This window comes from Embleya scabrispora DSM 41855 (assembly GCF_000372745.1).
Lineage (GTDB): Bacteria > Actinomycetota > Actinomycetes > Streptomycetales > Streptomycetaceae > Embleya > Embleya scabrispora.
In genome coordinates, this window is the sequence record NZ_KB889566.1 from 1 (window position 1) to 17,818 (window position 17,818).

Annotated in this window: 14 protein-coding genes and 1 pseudogene; 3 read left to right on the forward strand and 12 right to left on the reverse strand. The window is 71.4% G+C overall.

The window, feature by feature from the left end; genetic code table 11:
• Both A3IC_RS52655 and A3IC_RS0105445 read left to right on the forward strand, forming a co-directional pair.
• A partial coding sequence (locus A3IC_RS52655; protein ID WP_020549054.1) for an alpha/beta hydrolase occupies positions 1 to 1,282 on the forward strand: 1,282 nt, incomplete at its 5' end.
• 302 nt (positions 1,283 to 1,584) lie between these two features.
• Entirely contained in the window at positions 1,585 to 2,250 is a 666-nt protein-coding gene (locus A3IC_RS0105445) for a hypothetical protein (RefSeq protein ID WP_158695816.1), read from the forward strand.
• A gap of 952 nt (positions 2,251 to 3,202) precedes the next feature.
• Here the strand turns inward: A3IC_RS0105445 and A3IC_RS0105450 are convergent.
• From A3IC_RS0105450 to A3IC_RS0105480, 7 genes and pseudogenes are all read right to left on the reverse strand, one after another.
• The gene (locus A3IC_RS0105450) at positions 3,203 to 3,583 is read right to left on the reverse strand and encodes a PIN domain-containing protein (RefSeq protein WP_020549056.1); all 381 of its coding nucleotides are present in this window, start codon (positions 3,581 to 3,583) and stop codon (positions 3,203 to 3,205) included.
• Complete coding sequence (locus tag A3IC_RS0105455) at positions 3,580 to 3,837, reverse strand: hypothetical protein (protein ID WP_040876189.1); 258 nt, start codon at positions 3,835 to 3,837, stop codon at positions 3,580 to 3,582. The genes A3IC_RS0105450 and A3IC_RS0105455 overlap by 4 nt, the downstream gene beginning before the upstream one ends.
• A 664-nt stretch (positions 3,838 to 4,501) precedes the next feature.
• Positions 4,502 to 5,119 carry a TetR/AcrR family transcriptional regulator gene (locus A3IC_RS52660; RefSeq protein ID WP_020549058.1) on the reverse strand — a complete coding sequence of 206 codons (618 nt, stop codon included), beginning with the start codon at positions 5,117 to 5,119 and terminating at the stop codon, positions 4,502 to 4,504.
• A gap of 40 nt (positions 5,120 to 5,159) precedes the next feature.
• Complete coding sequence (locus A3IC_RS70630) at positions 5,160 to 5,330, reverse strand: Clp protease/crotonase-like domain-containing protein (protein ID WP_020549059.1); 171 nt, start codon at positions 5,328 to 5,330, stop codon at positions 5,160 to 5,162.
• A 133-nt stretch (positions 5,331 to 5,463) separates the two neighbouring features.
• A pseudogene (locus tag A3IC_RS73360) lies at positions 5,464 to 5,757 on the reverse strand (enoyl-CoA hydratase-related protein); the annotation flags it as partial.
• A 78-nt stretch (positions 5,758 to 5,835) separates the two neighbouring features.
• Positions 5,836 to 6,672 (reverse strand): SDR family oxidoreductase, encoded by an 837-nt coding sequence (locus tag A3IC_RS0105475; protein WP_020549060.1) that lies wholly within the window; start codon positions 6,670 to 6,672, stop codon positions 5,836 to 5,838.
• On the reverse strand, positions 6,669 to 10,166 hold the full coding sequence (locus A3IC_RS0105480) for an indolepyruvate ferredoxin oxidoreductase family protein (RefSeq protein ID WP_040876187.1): 3,498 nt from the start codon (positions 10,164 to 10,166) through the stop codon (positions 6,669 to 6,671). The genes A3IC_RS0105475 and A3IC_RS0105480 overlap by 4 nt, the downstream gene beginning before the upstream one ends.
• 121 nt (positions 10,167 to 10,287) lie before the next feature.
• Here A3IC_RS0105480 and A3IC_RS52670 point away from each other — a divergent pair, with 121 nt between their 5' ends.
• Positions 10,288 to 11,469 (forward strand): PucR family transcriptional regulator, encoded by a 1,182-nt coding sequence (locus tag A3IC_RS52670; RefSeq protein WP_052173211.1) that lies wholly within the window; start codon positions 10,288 to 10,290, stop codon positions 11,467 to 11,469.
• Here the strand turns inward: A3IC_RS52670 and A3IC_RS52675 are convergent.
• The 5 genes from A3IC_RS52675 to A3IC_RS52680 all read right to left on the reverse strand — a co-directional run.
• Positions 11,462 to 12,061 (reverse strand): TetR/AcrR family transcriptional regulator, encoded by a 600-nt coding sequence (locus tag A3IC_RS52675; protein ID WP_020549063.1) that lies wholly within the window; start codon positions 12,059 to 12,061, stop codon positions 11,462 to 11,464. The two genes, A3IC_RS52670 and A3IC_RS52675, sit on opposite strands and share 8 nt — an antisense overlap.
• A complete protein-coding gene (locus tag A3IC_RS0105495) occupies positions 12,058 to 13,332 on the reverse strand; it encodes a M24 family metallopeptidase (protein WP_020549064.1) in 1,275 nt (424 codons plus the stop codon). Before A3IC_RS0105495 ends, A3IC_RS52675 begins: the two co-directional genes overlap by 4 nt.
• 87 nt (positions 13,333 to 13,419) lie before the next feature.
• Positions 13,420 to 14,589: an SGNH/GDSL hydrolase family protein gene (locus A3IC_RS0105500; protein WP_020549065.1), complete on the reverse strand. Its 1,170-nt coding sequence runs from the start codon at positions 14,587 to 14,589 to the stop codon at positions 13,420 to 13,422.
• Positions 14,590 to 14,630: 41 nt separating this feature from the next.
• Complete coding sequence (locus A3IC_RS0105505; RefSeq protein WP_020549066.1) at positions 14,631 to 17,462, reverse strand: ABC transporter permease subunit; 2,832 nt, start codon at positions 17,460 to 17,462, stop codon at positions 14,631 to 14,633.
• Positions 17,459 to 17,818 (reverse strand): ABC transporter ATP-binding protein C-terminal domain-containing protein (locus A3IC_RS52680; RefSeq protein ID WP_020549067.1); only part of this gene is annotated, 360 nt, incomplete at its 5' end. The genes A3IC_RS52680 and A3IC_RS0105505, both read right to left, overlap by 4 nt.

Below are 17,818 nucleotides of genomic sequence, written 5' to 3' on the forward strand. Positions count from 1 at the left end.
CCCCCGCGGCGCGACCCTCGACCTCGCCGTCGCCCGGCGCAGGGCCACCGATCCCACCCACCGGATCGGCTCCCTCGTCGTGGATTTCGGCGGCCCCGGCTCACCCGGTGCCAGTGACGTGGTCGGCAAAAAGAAGGACGCCTTCTCGGCGGAGGTACGGGCCCGCTTCGACATCGTCGGCTTCGATCCGCGCGGCTGGGGCGCGAGCAACCCGCTGCAGTGCGATCCGCTCGGTCCACGACCGGACGCGGATCCGATCACGCCGACCGCGTTCGCCGAGTTCGTCACCTGGAATCGTGCGTCCGTCGCGGGGTGCCGGCCGCGGACCGGTTCCCTGTACGACCATCTCGACACGCTGAGCGTGGTCCGCGACATCGACGCCCTCCGAGCGGCCCTCGGTGACCGTCGGCTCAACTTCTGGGGACTGTCCTACGGTTCGTTGATGGCGCAGCAGTACGCCGAGGTGTTCCCGCGTCGTTTCCGGGCCCTGGTAGCCGACGGCAACCTCGACCACAGCTCGTCCGGCGCACGGTGGCTGGAGACCTCGGCCGCCGCCGTCGAGGACTCCTTCCGGGAGTTCACCACATGGTGCGACACCAATACGGACTGCGTACTGCACGGCCGGGATGTCGGGGCGGTCGTGGACCGGCTCTACGCCCGGGCCGAGGCGGGCACGCTGTACGACCCGGCCGCACCGGACGTCGGCATCACTCCGATGACCTTCCTGGGACAGGTCCAGGGCACTTTCAAGAATCCTGGTTGGCGGCAACTCGCGGCCGGCCTTCGCACGTTGGACGCCACCACTCCCCATCCCACCCAACCGGGAATTCGGCCGCCGGTCGACATCGACCCCCGGGCCCGGCAGGCGGTCGTGTGTTCCGACTGGGCGTTGAACTTCGCGGACGCGAACGAACTCGCCGCTGTGGACCGCCGATCGGCCGCCCTGGCACCGCACATGCGCCGCTCCTTCAGCGCCTGGTACCTGATGACCCCATGCCTGGGACAGCCGGTCCGCCTGACCAACCCACCTCACCCGTACCGCATTTCGAGCACGAAGCCGATCCTGCTGGTCAACGGCGCACACGACGCCGCCACGCCGTATCCGTGGGCGGTCGAAGCGGGCCGCCGGATCCCGGGAGCCACGCTGCTGACGTACGACGGCTGGGGGCACGGCGGCTACGACCACAGCCCGTGCGCGGCTGCCCTGACCGACCGTTACCTGATCGACCTGGCACCCCCGCCGCCGAACACCCACTGCCCGGCCGTACCGCCCGCCGGATAGCGATCGCAGGCCGCTCCACGCCCATCGCCGCCTCCCGCGAACTCGCTTTCCTCCTGCATTATTTGGAGACGACCGCCAACGCCAGGAACGATGGCAGAGACGCCACCGCGCCGGAACGATGGCGACGGTGGCCCGCCGAGGCCGAGGACGAACGTCGTGCGACTCGACGCTCTCCTCCTGAAGGCACCGGACCCGGCGAGATCGACGACGCCTCGCCCGCCGATCACGCCCGGGATCGGACGGCCGGGGCCGCGTACGGCGACCACATCGACGCACGAGGCGGCGTTTTCCACGGTCTCGTCGTGGGGAAGATCGAATATCATCACGGCCCCGCGCCCACGGCCTTGACTACCCTGCCCCCGGTCCCCGCCGGATTCGTCGGACGCGACGCCGACCTGCGAGGTCTGCTCACCCTTCTGGAGGCCGCGCCCACCGACGCCGCTCGAGAGAGCGAGAGTTCCGAGACGGGATGGGATGTCCCGACGCGGTCCGTGGTCGTCACCGCGGCTCTCGCCGGTATGGGCGGTGTCGGCAAGACCGCCCTCGCTCTCGCCCTTGCACATGCCGCACTCGATCGTGGTCGGTTTCATGGGGCGCTGTTCATCAATCTGCGGGGCTACGACGTCGATCCCGTCACCGCGGACCAGGCCCTCGACGCGCTCCTGCGTTCGCTGGGCGTCGAACCGGCACACATCCCGCCCGACCGAGCGGGCAAGTCGGCGCTGTACCGCTCGGTCCTGGACACGTTGGACCGCGAAGGGCGGGCCATGCTGATCCTCGCGGACAACGCCTCCGCCGCCGACCAGGTCCACCCCCTGCTTCCCGGACGCGGGCGCCACCGGCTCCTGACCACCTCACGCCACTCCCTCACCACCCTGGGCGCTCGCCTCCACCACCTCGGGATCCTGAAGCCCGGGCGAGTTCGGAGAACGGCACGGGCTTCCTCGGCGTCGTCGGGATGGTCGTGAGCGTAGCGCGCACCATGGGGCCGGGCGCAGTGCGGCGACCGAAGTCCACCGGTTGGGGTGACGGTCCCGAATGCAGGCGCCGGTGAGGGAGGCGGCGGGCTTGGAACTCCCCGGCCACAGGCCGATGAACACGGCGGTGGCCAAAGTGACGGCGCCGGCGATGAGGAAGGCACTGTTGAGGCCGGCCTCGAACGAGACGCCACCGGATGCCGGGTGTGGACGATGGCTCCGACCGCGACGCCGAGTACCGCGCCGATCCGCCGGGTGGTGCTGCCGATGCCTGGAGCGAGGCCGCCTTCCCGCGGGTCGAAGTCGCACCGTCGACGGGTGCGGCGGCGGTATTCGCGCGTCGCCACGGGGCATCGGGGGGTCGGCGAGGGTGTCGATCATCGACTCGCACCAGGTGACGGCGGTGCCCACCACGAACCGCGCGTGGCGAGACCCGACCTGTGGGAACGGTCAGGCGGCCGTGGCCGGTGCCGTCACGGCTGCTGCGCAACTCCGCCACGCCGATCACGGCCGAGAACGAGACGACAAAGACAAAGGAGACACGACGAAGGCGACACCGACCGATACGGCTTCCTGTCACCGCACATCCGGGAAACCATCACCACGATCAGCCACGAAAAACCTCTCCGACCAGCGGAGAACACCCCAATACCCGATGACACACGCAACCGAACAACCCACCGACACCCCCACCGAACCTCACAGGGCCAGTTCGAAGGGTAAACAGAGCCGGACGTTCCGAACGCTTCGTCCCGCAGTCCCGTCGAGACGACACGGACGGCGCAGCGGCGGGTTGGTGGGGCGGCCGGTGGCAGCATGGGTGAAGCATCCACCATCACATGGTGCTTTCGCCCGGGAGCAACGCTCTCGAACGGTGCCGCGCCGCGGGTCGGAACCCTGCACCCCGCAACTCGCCACGGCTGGTGTGGCTCGGCCGCGGGGGTCAGAGGCTGAGGTCGAGGACGCGTACTGCTTGTCCGGCCCATCGATCGGGGATGGTGGTGGCCACGAACGCGCCGTCCGGGCGTTCGGGGGTGGCCTGGGCCGCGTGTCGGGCGTGTGCCGCGCCCCAGGTGTCGTCGGGGGCGATCGCGAGTGCGGCGGACAGGTCCAGTTCGAGGACGCCGACGCCGGGCAGCGCGGCGATGTGCTCGGCGGTGCCGGGGCGGATCCGGTCGGCCTCGACCAGGGCACAGGCCGGGGCGTACAGGAACCAGCCCGGTTGAGCGTGCGCACGGTGGATGAGCCTGGAGGCCATGGCGTTCCCACGCCCTGCGGCGACCATGGCGCTCTCGTCCAGCACGACGTGCAACGCGTCGCTCACCGCGGGCCCGCCGCCGCGATACGCCGATCCAACTCCGTGTCCAGGCTCGCCTGTTCGGCCTCGCTGGGGTCGTAGCCGCTCCACTCCCGCAACACCCGGCGGGCCTGTTCGGCGCGCTCCTCGCGCTCCTGCGGCGTGAGGAGGGTTTCGGCGAGGTGCGCGAGATACGCACGCAGCGACATGCCCTCCGCAGCCGCCACCTCGGCGAGCCGATCACGGGTTTCAGCAGGAATACGGACATTCGCATCCGACATCGTGGAACTCCTCTCACTCATGAACACCAGTGTACGGGTACGTACCCGTACACCGACGCCGGTACTCGCGCTTCTCATCCCGTCGACACGCGGCGGCTCCGCTCGGGCACGGAGGGAGTCGGTTCGGGGACGGTGGGCGAGAGCAACGTCGTTGGGTGGGAGTCGGCGATGGTCGGGAAGTCCGCCGGTACGCAGCCCGGGGCCGTACACAGCGCGGGTCGACGTGGTGAGCTTGACCCAGGAGAATCGTGCCGCGAAGAGCGCGGGCGCCGACGCCGCCGACAGGATCGATCGACGACGCAGACCGACTCTTCGCCATGACCGTCAGCACATACCGCGCCCCGGACCCCGAACACAGGAATCGGCAACTCCATGACAGAACAACCCGCTCGTGTCAGGCACCCGACGTCCGTCGACGGTCACCCCCGTGACAGTCGAAACGATCACAGTCGTCCACACCCCGACCAGCACGGAAACACCCACACGACACATCAACCCGACTGACGGCCAACCACCGCCACCCAGACAAACACTCACACCGCTCATGCACCGGGCCCGCACGAACACCCCACCCCCCACACCCCGAACTCCAACCCACACACCTCACCAAAACCCACCAACAACAACCACTCACACAGCGACGTGTGGCCGCCGGGCGCCGAGTTCACCTGCGCGAGCGGCGTGCGGGTGCCCCGTACAGCGCAGTCACCGAGGTGACGATCGCGTCGATCAGTTCGTCGCGGAGTTCGTCGGAGCCGATCAGGCGGTGGTAGAGGAACGGCCCGGAGACGAAGTCCCCGACGATCGCGACATCGGTGTCGGCGCGCAGTTCGCCTCGCTCGATGGCGCGCTCGATCGCGCGCTCCAGGGATTGGCGGCGCGGCTCGACGTAGTTGCGGTTGAACAGCTCGCGGGCCGCCGGGTCGCTGGCCATCGCGAAGTAGACGTCGGCGAACAGGTCCCGCTCGGAGCGGTTGTACATCCCGCGCATCGACTCGAGTCCGGCGCGGAGGTCCCCCGCGATGGACCCGCTGTCGGGGAAGACGTCCGGCGACTCCGACGTCCAGGTCATCGCGGCGACGACGAGCGCCGCCTTCGAGGGCCAGCGGCGATAGACGCTCTGCCGGCCGACGCCGGCCCGGCGGGCCACCTCGTCCATCGAGAAGCCGGCATAGCCGTGCTCGAACATCAGCTCCCGGCCGGCCTCGAGGATCGCCTCGTCCGCACCGAACCGCCGGGGCCGGCCGCGCTCGGGCGGCTCCTCCCATGAGGTCTGCCCCATCGGGTCCTACTTCCGTCGCGGCTTCCGGTCCTCGCAGACATTACCGCCCCAGGAACGCGGTCATCGCGGCCCGCGCTCGGTCCGACCCGAGGAGCCGGGCGCTGAGCGCGATCATCGCGTCGGCGTGCTCCTCCGGATGCCGCAGCGTGGTCCGGGTGAGCACCGCCTTGGTCTCCGCGAGCCGCTGCGGGTGCGCCCGGAGCAGCTCCACACACGCCGGCGGCGGCCTCGTCCGGTTTGCCGAACTGGCCCCGCCCGGGTGGCCGGTTCGATCCGCGCCGCCTCCTCGGCGCCGAAGGTGCGCGTGGTGAGGGAGGTGGCCTCGGTGGGGCGATCGTGACGTCGTCGGCGCAGCGCACCGGGTCGTTCGCCGCGACGATCCCGAGGCCTCTGGCGTGCATCGGGCCGGCCGGCCGGGTCACCGCCGGGTTCGGGAGGAGCAGGAGCTGTTGCCGCAGGTCGACCAGGTGCCCGGTGCCCTCGGTCATCCCGCCGTCGGCCGCCTCGGTCAGGTCGGCTGCGGAGCAGCAGACACCGGCGGCCGAAGCGAGCACCACGACGGCGACGCGGTCGTCGGCAGAGGCCTCGTCGAGCCGCTGTTCCGGCTCGTCGACGAGCCGCCGAGAGAGTGCGTTCCGGTTGTGGGGACGTCCGGGGTGAGGGTGACGACCCGGTCGCGTGCCTCGTGGCGGCCCGGCGGGCTCGTCGCGTGCGTCTCAGTCGAGGAACAGGTCCGTCTCGGGCTCGTCGCCGGAGACCGCGTACGTCGTGAAGTCGGTGACCCCGGCCTCACGGAGCACGCCCTCGTCCAGCAGCGTCTGGCCGGTTCGCCGGATGCTCGGGCCGGTGATCACGTCGTACGCCGCGTCGGCCATGATCCGCGGCTGCCGGGAGCGCCGGACCGCCTCCTGTCCGCCGATCACGTTCGCGACTGCGTCGGTCGCGATCAGCGTCTGTGGCCACAGGCAGTTGGCGGCTATGCCGTCGGTGGCGTTCTCGGCGGCCAGGGTCAGCGTGGTCAGGGTCATCGCGTACTTCGCGACCGTGTACGCCGGATGTGCGCCCAGCCAGCGCCGGCTCAGGTTCAGCGGTGGGCTGAGTGAGAGGATGTGCGGGTTGGCCGCCCGCTTGAGGTGCGGCAGGCAGGCTCGGCTCAGCATGAAGGTGCCGCGCACGTTGACGTCCTGCATCAGGTCGTAGGCCTTCGGCCGGATCTCGGTGGTCGGGCTCAGGTCGAGCACGCTGGCGTTGTTGATGCAGATGTCGATGCCGCCGAAGGCCTCTACCGCGGCCTCGACGGCCGCCTCGATGGTCGCGTCGGACCGGATGTCGCCGACGACCGGGAGCGCGGTTCCGCCCGCGGCCCGGATCGCCTCTGCGGCTGTGTGGATGGTGCCCCGCAGGCGGGGATGCGGGGTGTCGGTCTTCGCGATCAGGACCACGTTCGCTCCGTCGGCGGCCGCGCGCAGTGCGATCGCCAGTCCGATGCCGCGGCTGCCGCCGGACATGACCACCGTCTTGCCGGCGAGGGCGGGCCGGCCGGGCTGTGTCATGCGGTCACCTCTCCCCGGGTGTATGTCGCCAGCAGTTCGGCGGTCCGTTTCCGATGGCGCTCGACGTTGGCGAGTTTCACGCGTTCGTAGCCGCGGATCATGTCGGGTGCCTCGGTCAGCGCCAGCGCCGATTCCAGATTGCTCCCGTCGAGACCGGCGAGCACCAGCTCCACCAAGGTGACGTACTCCTCGACCAGGCGGCGCTCGACCCGTCGGACCTCGGCGTAGCCGAACGGGTCCAGGCGGGTGCCGCGCAGGAACCGGAGCGATGCCAGGACGGCGAAGGCGGGCCGGAACCAGCGGCCGAGTCGGATCTTGCGTTTCATGCCGAGCGCACGCAGCGTCGGCGGGTGCAGCCGGTACTGGTAGCGGGCGCCGGGTCCGAACTCGGCCTCCACGGCCGCGTTCAGCTCGGGCAACAGTGCCAGGCGGGCAACCTCGTACTCGTCCTTGTAGGCCATCAGCTTGTGCAGGTTTCGGGCCACCGACGCGGTAAGCGCGGTCGATCCGGGGTGGACCACCTGTTCCAGCTCCCGGACCCGGCGGACCAGGTCGGCGTAGTGTTCGGCGTACCGCTCGCCCTGGTAGGCGATCAGCTCGGCGACACGATCCACGACCAGCGCGGCGACCTCCGAGTCGTCGTCCGGGCCGACCCGGCCGGCGATCCGCCGGACCGCGGCCGACGGCACGACGGGCGCGGGGTCCACCGAGGAGGGCAGCGTCCTCTGGAACGCGGTCGGGTCGGCGATGTACTGGCGCCCCCATCGGAACGCCTGGGTGTTCTCCTCCACCCGGGCCCCGTTGAGTTCGACGGCCTGCTCGATCGCCGACGCCGGGATCGGGAGTTCGCCCAGCTGGTAGGCGATCCCGGTCAGGAACAGGTTCGCGAACTGGTCGTCGCCGAAGAGGGCTCGGCTGACCGCGCGTGCGTCGGTGAAGATTGCGTCGGCCGCCCGGGTGGAGCGCCGGATGTCGGCGATCAGCGGCTCGGGGTCGGGGTAGGAGGCGGTTACGTCGGTGGCCATTCGCCCGGTCGGGATCCGGGTCGTGGAGACCACGGCGCGGGTGCGGGTGACGTGCGCCGCGGTCAGGTTCCGCGGGTCGGCGGCCACCAGCAGGTCCGCACCCAGGTAGAGATCGACCTCCTCGGCGGCCGCCTTGGACGCGACCGATCCGGCCGGCTGCCCGATCTTGACGTCGGAGACGACGGCGCCGCCCTTCTGCGCCAGGCCGGTCTGGTCGAGGGTGGCGACGGTGCGGCCGGCCAGGCTCGCGGCGGTGGCGAGGATCTGAGAGAGGGTCACCACTCCGGATCCACCGATGCCGAGGATCCGGGTGGTGTGGTGCCCGGTCAGCGGGCGCCGGTCGGGGTCCGGCAGGTCGGTGGCCGCCGGCGGCGCCGGCCGGCGGCGCGCCTTCGGCGCGCGCGGGGTCACCGTGAGGAACGCCGGGCAGTCGCCGTCGAGGCAGGAGTAGTCCTTGTTGCACGAGGACTGGTCGATCCGGGTCTTCCGCCCGTACGCCGTCTCGACCGGGTGCACCGAGAGGCAGTTCGACACCCGCCCGCAGTCGCCGCAGCCCTCACAGATCCGCTCGTTGATGAGTACCCGTTCCCGCGGGTCGGCGGCCAGTCCCCGCTTGCGCCTGCGGCGCAGTTCGGTGGCGCACTCCTGGTCGTGAATGAGGACGGTGACCCCGGGCGTCGCCGCGAGCGTCTCCTGCGCCTCCACGAGCCGGTCGCGACTCCATACCCCGACGCCCGGCGCGAGCTTGGTACGGCGGTAGGCCTTCGGGTTCTCCGTCGTCACGATGATCCGGGCGACGCCCTCGGCGGTCAGGCTGTGGGTGATCGCGGGCACGCTCATCGCGCCTTGGGCCTGCTGCCCGCCGGTCATCGCGACCGCGGCGTTGTAGAGCAGCTTGTAGGTGATGTTCGCGCCGCCGGCCACCGCCGCCCTGATCGCGAGGCTGCCGGAGTGGTGGAAGGTGCCGTCGCCGAGGTTCTGGAAGAGATGGGCGCGATCGAGGAACGGAGCCATGCCGAGCCACTGGGCGCCTTCGCCACCCATCTGGGTCAGGCCGGTGACCTCACCGACCTGCTCGGGCGCCATCCCGAGCACCAGACCGTGGCAGCCGATCCCGCCGCCGACCAGCGCGCCTTCGGGCGTCTTCACCGAGCTGTTGTGCGGGCAGCCGGAGCAGAAGTACGGCGTCCGCTGCGCGAGCGGCAGCAACTTCAGTTGCGGGCGCGGCCGGCGCTCGGCGGCCCAGCGCTCGACGCTCGGGAAGTCGCCGTGCTCCAGGAGCCGGGCGGCGAGCACCTCGGCGATCCGGTCGGGGTCGAGTTCGCCGGCGCTGCCGAACGCCGCCCTGCCGTCGGGCCCGGTCTTCCCGGTGATCACGGGAGCCTCGGTCCGGCCGTAGAGGAGGTCCTTGATCGCGCTCTCCAGGAAGGCCCGTTTCTCCTCCACCACGATGATCTCGCGGAGCCCGGTCGCGAAGGCGGCGACGATCCGCGGTTCCAGGGGGTGGATCATCCGCAGCTCCAGCAGCCGGACCCCGCGCCGGGCCAGCTCCTCCTCGTCGAGGCCGAGGGCGCCGAGCGCCTGGCGCAGATCCAGGAAGGTCTTGCCGCCGGCGACGATCCCGATGCGGTCGCCGGGATGGCGGATGAGCCGGTTGAGGTCGTTCGTGGCCGCGTACTGCCGGGCGATCTCCAGGCGCACACCGTTGCGGCTCTCCTCCAGCGGAGTGAGCGCGGGCTGGAGGAGCCTGGCGGTCACCTCGTGCCGATAGGGCTTGCCGTCGAGCTCGACCTCCGGCCGGACCGGGTCGAAGTCGTCGAGCAAAATCGGCACTTGGCCGCTGCCGTCGGCGACGTTGGTGACGATCTTGAGAGCGACCCAGAGGCCGCTCGCCCGGGAGAGCTCGACCGCGTGCATGCCGAGCAGCAGTGCGTTGGCCGGGTCGGCCGGGTAGAGGATCGGCAGGCCGAGGTCGGCGAGGAGCTGTTCGGACGCGCCGGGGACCGTCGACGACTTCGCGGACGGGTCGTCGCCGACGAGGGCGACCGCGCCCCCGAGCGGATGGGTGCCACCGAGGTTGCCGTGCCGGAGCGCATCCGCCGCCCGGTCGAGTCCCGGTGACTTGCCGTACCAGATGCCGACGACGCCCTCGACGCGCTTCTCCGGGCGGGACGACGCCAGCTGGGTGCCCTGGACGGCGGTCGCCGCGAGCTCCTCGTTGACCCCGGGCCGGAAGACGATGCCCAGCTCCTCAAGGAGCGGCCGTTGCCGGGCCAGCTCCAGGTCGTAGCCACCCAGGGGCGACCCTTCGTATCCGGAGATGTAGACCGCGGTCGACCGGCCGCGGACCCGGTCGGCGCGGCGGACGTCCATCGGCATCCGGGCGAGCGCCTGTACGCCGGTCAGCTCGACCGTTCCGGACAGGTGGAGGTAGCGGTCACTCAGCGACGGCACGACGGCTTGGGTCACGGATTCTGCCCTTCTGGGGATTTTCACCAGAGTCTCGCCCGCGCCGCCCCGTAGACTAGGAACAGATCCGAGAAGATCTGACCACTTGTTCGTGATTTTCACGAGTTCCCGAGGAGTCGCCGTGCAGGATCGATCCGTGCTCGCGCCGGTCCTGGCCGACCTGCGGGACGCCCTGGAGCCGTTCGCCGGGGAGGTGGCCGCGCAGATCCGCCGGGAGGTTCCGGGGTACGCCGGGATGACGCCCGCCGAGCACCTGAGCGGCGTCGAGGGCCAGCTCGCCGCGATCCTGGACGGGCTGGTCTCACACCGGCTGCCGGCGGACACCGACGTCGCCCGGGCCCGCGCACTCGGCGCCCGCCGGGCCGAACTGGGAATCCCGCTGCAGGACGTCGTGAACGCATACCACGTCGCCTACCCGGCCATCTGGCGCGAACTCGAAGCCCGCGCCGGCACGCCCACTCAGCAGCGTGCCCTGCTGGCGGAGGTCGAGTTCGTCTGGCGCTGGCTGCATCTGCTCAGTACCGCGGTGGCGGAGGCGCACGTCGCGGAGACCACCAACCGCGCGACCGCCCGCGCCGCCTTGATGCGCCGGCTCGTCGAGGTCCTCGAGCGCAGTCCGCTGGAGGCCTCGGCGGGAACCCGGCTCCTCGGCCGGCTCGGGTTCGACCCTGCGGGCAGGTTCGTCGTGGCCTGCGTCGCGGGTCTGTCGGTGACCGAGACCGAGGCGCTCGAGGCCGCCCTCGCAGGACCGGGCCGGCTCGTCCACGGCGTCCACCAGGACGAGTACGCGGTGGTAGTCGCCCAGGGCCGGCCGGCCGCCGCGATCACCGACGCCCTGGTCGCCGGCTCCGGCGACCGGACCGGCGCCGCCGGCGTCGGCCGTTGCCGGGACGGCCTCGTCGGCGCGGCCGCGAGTCTGCTCGACGCCCGCGACGCGCTCGGCCGCTCCGCCCTGACCGGCCGGGTCACCGGATTCGACGAGGACTGGGCCGGCTGCGCACTGGAAGGCGCCCGGCCGCGGCTGGAGCCTTTTGCCGCGACGGCCGCAGAGGTGGTCGCGCGGAGCCCGCACATCGCCGAGACGGTCCGGGCGTTCGCGGCATCGGGCTTCGCGATCAGTGGCTGCGCGCGGAGACTGCAGATCCACCCGAACAGCGCCAAATACCGGCTGGAGCGCTGGCGTCGACTCACCGGCTGGGATCCGGCGACCTACGCAGGGCTGCAGCAGTCGATGGTCGCGCTGGACTGCTGCGGCTTCGGCGCGGGCGACGACCCGCCCGCGCCGAAGCCGCCGGTCAGTTGACGACCCCGGACGTCCGGTGGGCGCCGTACAACAGCATGACCGCGTCCACGATCGCCTCGATGAGCGAGTCGCGGAGGTCGTCGGCGGCGATCAGCCGCCGGTAGAGGAACGGGCCCGAGGCGAGATCGATCACCGTCGAGACGTCGGTGTCCGGCACCAGCTCGCCGCGCTCGATCGCCCGCGAGATCGCACGTGCCAGGGAGCGTCGCCGCGGCTGTACGTGATGCTCGTTGAACATGTCTCGTGCGATCGGGTCGCCGGCCATCGCGAAGTAGACGTCGGCGAAGAGCTCGGCGCTCGACGCGTGGTAGAGCGCACGCATCGCCTCCAGGCCGCAGCGGAGGTCACCCGCGAACGAGCCCGTGTCGGCGAAGACCTCCGCGTCGGTTCCGGCCGAGGTCATCGCCGCGACGACGAGCGCCGACTTCGACGGCCACCGCCGGTAGACGCTCTGCCGGCCGACCCCGGCGCGGCGGGCCACCTCGTCCATCGAGAAGCCCGCATGTCCGTGCTCGGTCATGAGCTCGCGCCCGGCGCGCAGGATCGCGTCGTCGGCGCCGGAGCGCCGGGGCCGGCCGACGGCTGGGTTCACCAGTCCTCGCGCGGAGCCGTCAGATACTCCAGGCGGCCGTTGCGGAAGATGCCCGTGTCGCCCAGGATGCCGAACCGGTTCGTCGGCCGGTGCACCAGCGTCGGATGAATGACCACGGCCATCCCGTCCTCCACGGTCTTGGGGTTGTTCGGCATGAACTGGAGCGTCGTCTCCTGGAACTGGCCGTCGCGCCGGTCGCCCGGGTCCTTGCCGAGGTCGCCGGCGGACCAGTAGCCGATCCAGTGCCCGGACCGGGCGATCGGTTCGAAGTCGAAACGCTCGCAGGCGTCCAGGGTGATCCTCCACATCGCGTCGCCGGTGATCCCCTCGCGCAGGCGCTCGCGCATCACCTCCTGCACCGCCCGCAGCCCGTCGAGCAGGTGCCGCTGGGACGGTGTCGGCCGGTCGCCGACGACCCAGGTGCGACAGAACTGCACGTGCCAGCCGCGGTGCGAGACCGGCAGTTCGCCACCGATCAGGTCGCCCTCCTGGATCCGGGCATCCGGCAGCGTGTAACGGTCGTCGAAGGGCCACCACGGAGTGCCCTCGCCGGACATCACGGAGAAGAGCGGGTAGGCGTTGCACTCCAGATCGATCAGCCGGTGCCACATCGCCGTGAACACCTCGGAGTAGAGGGCGCCCGGCTGGGCGGTCTCCATCAGCGTCCGCATCGTCGCCTCGGCGGCTCGCTGGCAGTAGGTCAGCTGGACCTCCTCGTACGCCGAGTTGATCGTGAGCGCCACGTCCTTGAGTACCGCGTCGGCCGGCTCGAAGCTCGCCTGCGGCAGCGCGGTGCGGGTGGCGTCGATGCCCGGCCAGGTGCCGACGGTGCCGATCCGGCCACGCTCGAGGCCGGACTGCTTGAGCGCGGCGACGACATCCTCGTCGTACGAGGCGCCGAGAAGGCCGAAGAACGTCCGCGCCTTCTCCTCGGCGGTCGTCGCGACCGTGCTGACGATGTTGGTGATCCAGGTGCGGTCGGCGGCCTTGGCCGCGACGCCGCCGCCGGGACCGGGTGAAACCACCAGGGTCACCTGTCCCTCGGCGGGGACGATGACGATGCTGTGGTACAGCGGCCACTTGAGGCCGAACCCGCTGAGGTAGGCGCTGTAGCGGAAGCCGTCCTCGAGGCCGTAGGGATGGTCGCCGACGACGACCGCGTCGAGACCGCGCTCGCGCATTCTCGCGCGGACGGCGGCGATGCGCCCCTCGTACTCCGCGACGTCCGCGGGCGTCATCGCGTGCGACGACTTGATCAGCTCACCGGGCATTTCTTTGGTCCTCTCCAGATTAACGATACGGTATTTCCGTATTGAAAGTCGAACAATGCGGCTCCCCGGGATTCCGGCGACGGCGGCTCAGCCGGTCGCGAAAAGCCCGCCGGGACCGAAGACCCGGTCGGCGAAGCGCTCCCCCATCGACCGCTGGGTCTCGGCGTCCGGGTGGATCGCGTCCGGCAGCGGGCGTTCCTCGGCGTCCGCCTCGCCGTACAACTCGCGACCGTCGAGGTAGCCGATCAGCGGATCGGTGGCGGCGCGGCTGTCCACGATCCGGGCCAGTTCGTCGCGGATCACAGCCAGAGTCAGCTTGCCCGCGGCGACCTCCGCCGGATCGCCGGCGGCGAGGAAGCTGATCCGCCCCTCGGCGAGACCGGCCATGTCCGGCACGCACGGTCCGGGTGTCTCCTCGTGGATCGGGCAGAGCACCGGGGAGACCACCAGCAGCGGGGTGGACGGATGGCCGTCCCGGATCAGGTCGAGGAACCCGTGCACGGCGGGCGTGAACGCGCGCAGACGCATCAGGTCCGTGTTCACCAGGTTGATCCCGAGCTTCACGCTGATCACGTCGGCCGGGGTGTCCCGCATCGTGCGGGCCGTGAACGGGTCGAGCAGCGCACTTCCGCTGAACCCGAGGTTGACCGGATCGACACCGGCGCGGATCGCGGCCGTCGCGACCCACGTCTGCGTCGGACTCGCGGAGACCGACCCGTGGCTGAGCGAGCTGCCGTGATGCAGCCAGACCCGACGGCCGGACCCGGTCAACGGGGCCACCGGCGCGTCGGTGCGGAGCGCGACCGGCTCGACCGCCTCGTTCCAGGGCAGCCAGATCTCGACCTCCTTCGCCCCGGGCGCCAGACCCTCGAAGCGCACCGTCCCGGCGGGCCCCTCGGTGAGGGTGGCCGCCCCGGTGGTCATGTCCATCGTCACCGTCCGCCCGCCCTCGACGGTCCCGGACGCAACCGGCCGGCGGTCGACGAGCAGGTCGTAGACACCCGCCGGCTGCGGCGGCGCACCGACGTAGGCCAGCCGGGTCGCCAGCGTCTCCAACTCCACCACGGTCGCGCTCGTGGAGAACGCCACCCGGACTCCGGAGGTCTGGCCCTCGGCCATCGTGAGCCGGTCGTCGGCGAGCGCCCGTGCGGACGGCGGTAGCCGGTGCGGCGTCACGCCGCCGCCCGCGCGCGGTTCGAGACCCGGGGCACCGCGAACCAGGTCGGCGGTGAGGGGGGTGCTGAGCAGTTCGGACACGGTTCTTCTCTCCGTCGTCGGTGTGAGCAAGTCTCGGATCGTCAGGTCGCGGCCGCCAGGTAGACGCCGGCGAGGTGGTCGACGTCGGTCTCGGTGGAGTCGCCGAACCAGACCACCCTGCCCCTCGTCATGCACGCGATCCTGTCCGCCACCCGGAGCGCGTTGTGCGCGTGCTCCTCGACCAGGAGCACCGCGGTGCCTTTGCCGCTGAGTTCCACGATGGCCTCCAGGACCGGCTCACCGACCAGCGGGGAGAGCCCGAGCGTCGGCTCGTCGGCGATGAGGACCCGCGGCGGTTCGACCAGCGCCGGCGCGAGGCTGAGCATCTGCTGCTCTCCCCCGGAGAGGAGGCCGGCCACCTGGTTGCGGCGTTCTCCCAGGATCGGGAATCGCTCGTACGCCGCCTCGACCCCGGCCGGATCGGCGAGCATCACCCGGAGGTTCTCCTCGACGGAGAGGCCCGGGAAGATGCCCCGCGCCTCCGGCACCAGCATCAGCCCGTCCCTGGCGCGCAGATAGGTCGGCCGTTCGGAGACCGCGACACCGTCCAGCAGCACCCGGCCCTCGGTCGGCGCCACCAGACCGGCCGCGACCGCGCAGAGTGTCGACTTGCCGGCGCCGTTCGGCCCGAGCAGCGCGGTGATGGTACCGGCGTCGAGCCGGAGCCCGACGCCGTGCAGCACCTCGATGTCGCCGTACCCGGCTCGGACCCCCTCCAGGCTCAGTGCCGCCGGGCGCAGGACGTCGCCGGCCATCACGGTGAGCATTCCCGCCGCTCGGTGCCCGGCCCGCGACGGCGCCGGTGGCGTGACCGCGGCCGCCTTGGCACGTCGCCTGGCGAGCCTGTCCTTGCCGACCAGGGAGAGGATGCCGTCCGGCTCCTGGGCCAGCTGGACCGCGCCTAGGCCGGCCAGGATGGGCAGCAGGTGCGGCGAGTCCAGCAGTTGGTTGACCGCGCTCCCCGGCGAGCCGATCCCCGCGACGGCGTGGAAGAGCGCGCCGCCTCCGGCGCATGCCAGTCCGGCGAGCAACGCGCCGCCGGGCCGGCGCACGCCGAACAGCACCACCAGCGCGAGCCAGAAGAGGCTCGCCATCGGCGGTGCGGTCGCGTTGCTCACCTCGAAGCTGAACAGCCCGAGCAGCACGCCGCCCAGGCCGGCGATCGCCGCCGCCAGGCCGAAGACGAGCACCTTGGTCCGGTTGACCCGGACACCCGCGGCAGCGGCGGCGACCTCCGAGCTGCGCACGGCCAGCACCGCGCGGCCGGACGCCGAACGCCGGAACCCGTGCAGGCCGGCCGTGATCAGGCCGAAGAGCCCGAGGAAGAGGAGGATCTGCTCGACCGGCCGGGAGCCGTCGAAGAACGGCTGCGCCCCGGGCGCCATCAGGTCGTTGATCTGGTTGAGAACGGGGACGTCCCAGATGGGCTGGGCGATCGCCCAGCCCCCATCACCGTTGCCGATCCGCGGCAGGGGGAAGACCACCAGCGAGGCGACCAGCGCGATCGCCAGTGTGCCCAGGGCCAGGCTGATCCCGCCGAGCCGCGTGAGCGGGAGCGCCACCACCATGCCGACCACGACCGAGACGACGACCGCCAGCGCCGCCGCGCCGAGGAAGCCCCACCCCTGGGAGAGTGCCCAGCCGGCCGCGAAGCCGCCGAGTGTCACGAAGGACGCCTGCGCCAGGCTGACCATGCCACCGAGGCCGGTGACGACGACGAACGAGAGGAAGATGACCGCCATCGCCAGGCCCTGCGCGATCCACGTCTGGGTGTAGACGCTCGCCTGGAGCGCCCCGAATGGGATCCAGTGCATCGTGTAGGCGAGCAGGATCAGCGTCCAGATCGCCCACGGGAGCCGGCGCCGCAGCGGGGGGATCCCGGCGCGATGGTCGGCCGGCGGCGCCTCCTCCGCGACGGTGCCGCCGCGCCGGGAGCGGTCCCGGCCGAAGAAGAGCAGCAGGATCAAGGTGAGGAGGAAGGGGACGGCCGCCTTCAGCCCGCTGAGGCTGCTGATCGCCTCGGGAAGCAGCCGGTCGCTGTAGCCGGCGATCCAGTTCTGCAGCACGCCCATCACCAGGCCGCCGACGAACCCGATCGGGATCGAGCGGAACCCTCCGAGCACGACCGCGGCGAGCGAGCCGAGCACGACCAGCGTGAAGACGCTCTCCTGCAGCGAGAAGAGCGGGGCCAGCAGCACCCCGCCGAGACCGGCGAGCACCATCGTCAGGATCCAGGCGATCGCGGAAGCGCGGCCGGCGTTCACGCCGCGGAGACCGGCGAGGCTCTCCCGGTCCACGACGGCCCGCATCTGCAGGCCCAGCCGAGTACGCCGGATGACCACCCACAGGGCCAGCGCGCAGACCGCGGCGGCGACGAAGACGGCGAGTTGGCCGGAGCCGAGCACGATCCCGGGGAACGGCTCGAAGAGCGTGGCCGGGAACGGACCGATCCCTGGGACCGGGGTGCCCTCGCGGACCGCGGAGTTGTCGGCGAGTCCGAGTCCGAGCACGTTGCGCCCGACCGTCTCGCCGAGCCACATCACCAGGTTCGGCAGCGCGATCAGCAGCCCGATCGTGCCGACCAGACGGGCGTAGAGAGGCGCGCCGGCGAGTCGGCGCAGCATGATCCGGTCGAGCAGCAGCCCGAGCAGCGGCGCGAAGACGAAGACGCTGATCATCGCGGCCGGGATCGGGTCCATCCCGAGGCCGGTGTGGAGCTGGTAATAGACGTACGCCGTGGCGAACGCGATCGCGCCGTGGGCGAGGTTGAAGATGCCGGAGGTGGTGTAGGTGAGGATCAGACCGGCGGCCATGATCGAGTAGATCGAGCCGGTGACCAGTCCGGAGAAGGTCAGGTTGAGGAACTCTCTCATGCCGATTGTGCTCCGTCCTTCTTCGCGTCCTTCGCCGGCGCCCCGCCCAGGTACGCCGCCCGCACCGCCGGGTCGGCCTGGACCTCCTTCGGAGTGCCCTGCGCCAGGACTGCGCCCTGGCTGAGCACGACGATCCGGTCGCTGTGCCGCATCACGAAGCCGGTGTCGTGCTCGACCAGCAGCACGGAGCATCCGGTCGTGGTGCGCAGGTCCTCGACGAGCGCGGCCAGGACCGCGGCCTCGCTCTCGTCCAGGCCGGAGGCGGGCTCGTCGAGGAGCAGCAGCCGCGGCGGCTCGGCGATCGCACGAGCCAGCTCGACCATCCGCGCCACCCCGATCGGGAGAGAGGAGGCGAG

What these genes read in the sequence shown, in the direction of transcription:
- A3IC_RS52660 (WP_020549058.1), bottom strand. Translation starts at nt 5,119, where the DNA reads ATGGGGCAGACCTCATGGGAGGAGCCGCCCGAGCGCGGCCGGCCCCGG.
- A3IC_RS0105495 (WP_020549064.1), bottom strand. Translation starts at nt 13,332, where the DNA reads ATGCCCGGTGAGCTGATCAAGTCGTCGCACGCGATGACGCCCGCGGAC.
- A3IC_RS0105505 (WP_020549066.1), bottom strand. Translation starts at nt 17,462, where the DNA reads ATGAGAGAGTTCCTCAACCTGACCTTCTCCGGACTGGTCACCGGCTCG.
- A3IC_RS0105455 (WP_040876189.1), bottom strand. Translation starts at nt 3,837, where the DNA reads ATGTCGGATGCGAATGTCCGTATTCCTGCTGAAACCCGTGATCGGCTC.
- A3IC_RS0105475 (WP_020549060.1), bottom strand. Translation starts at nt 6,672, where the DNA reads ATGACACAGCCCGGCCGGCCCGCCCTCGCCGGCAAGACGGTGGTCATG.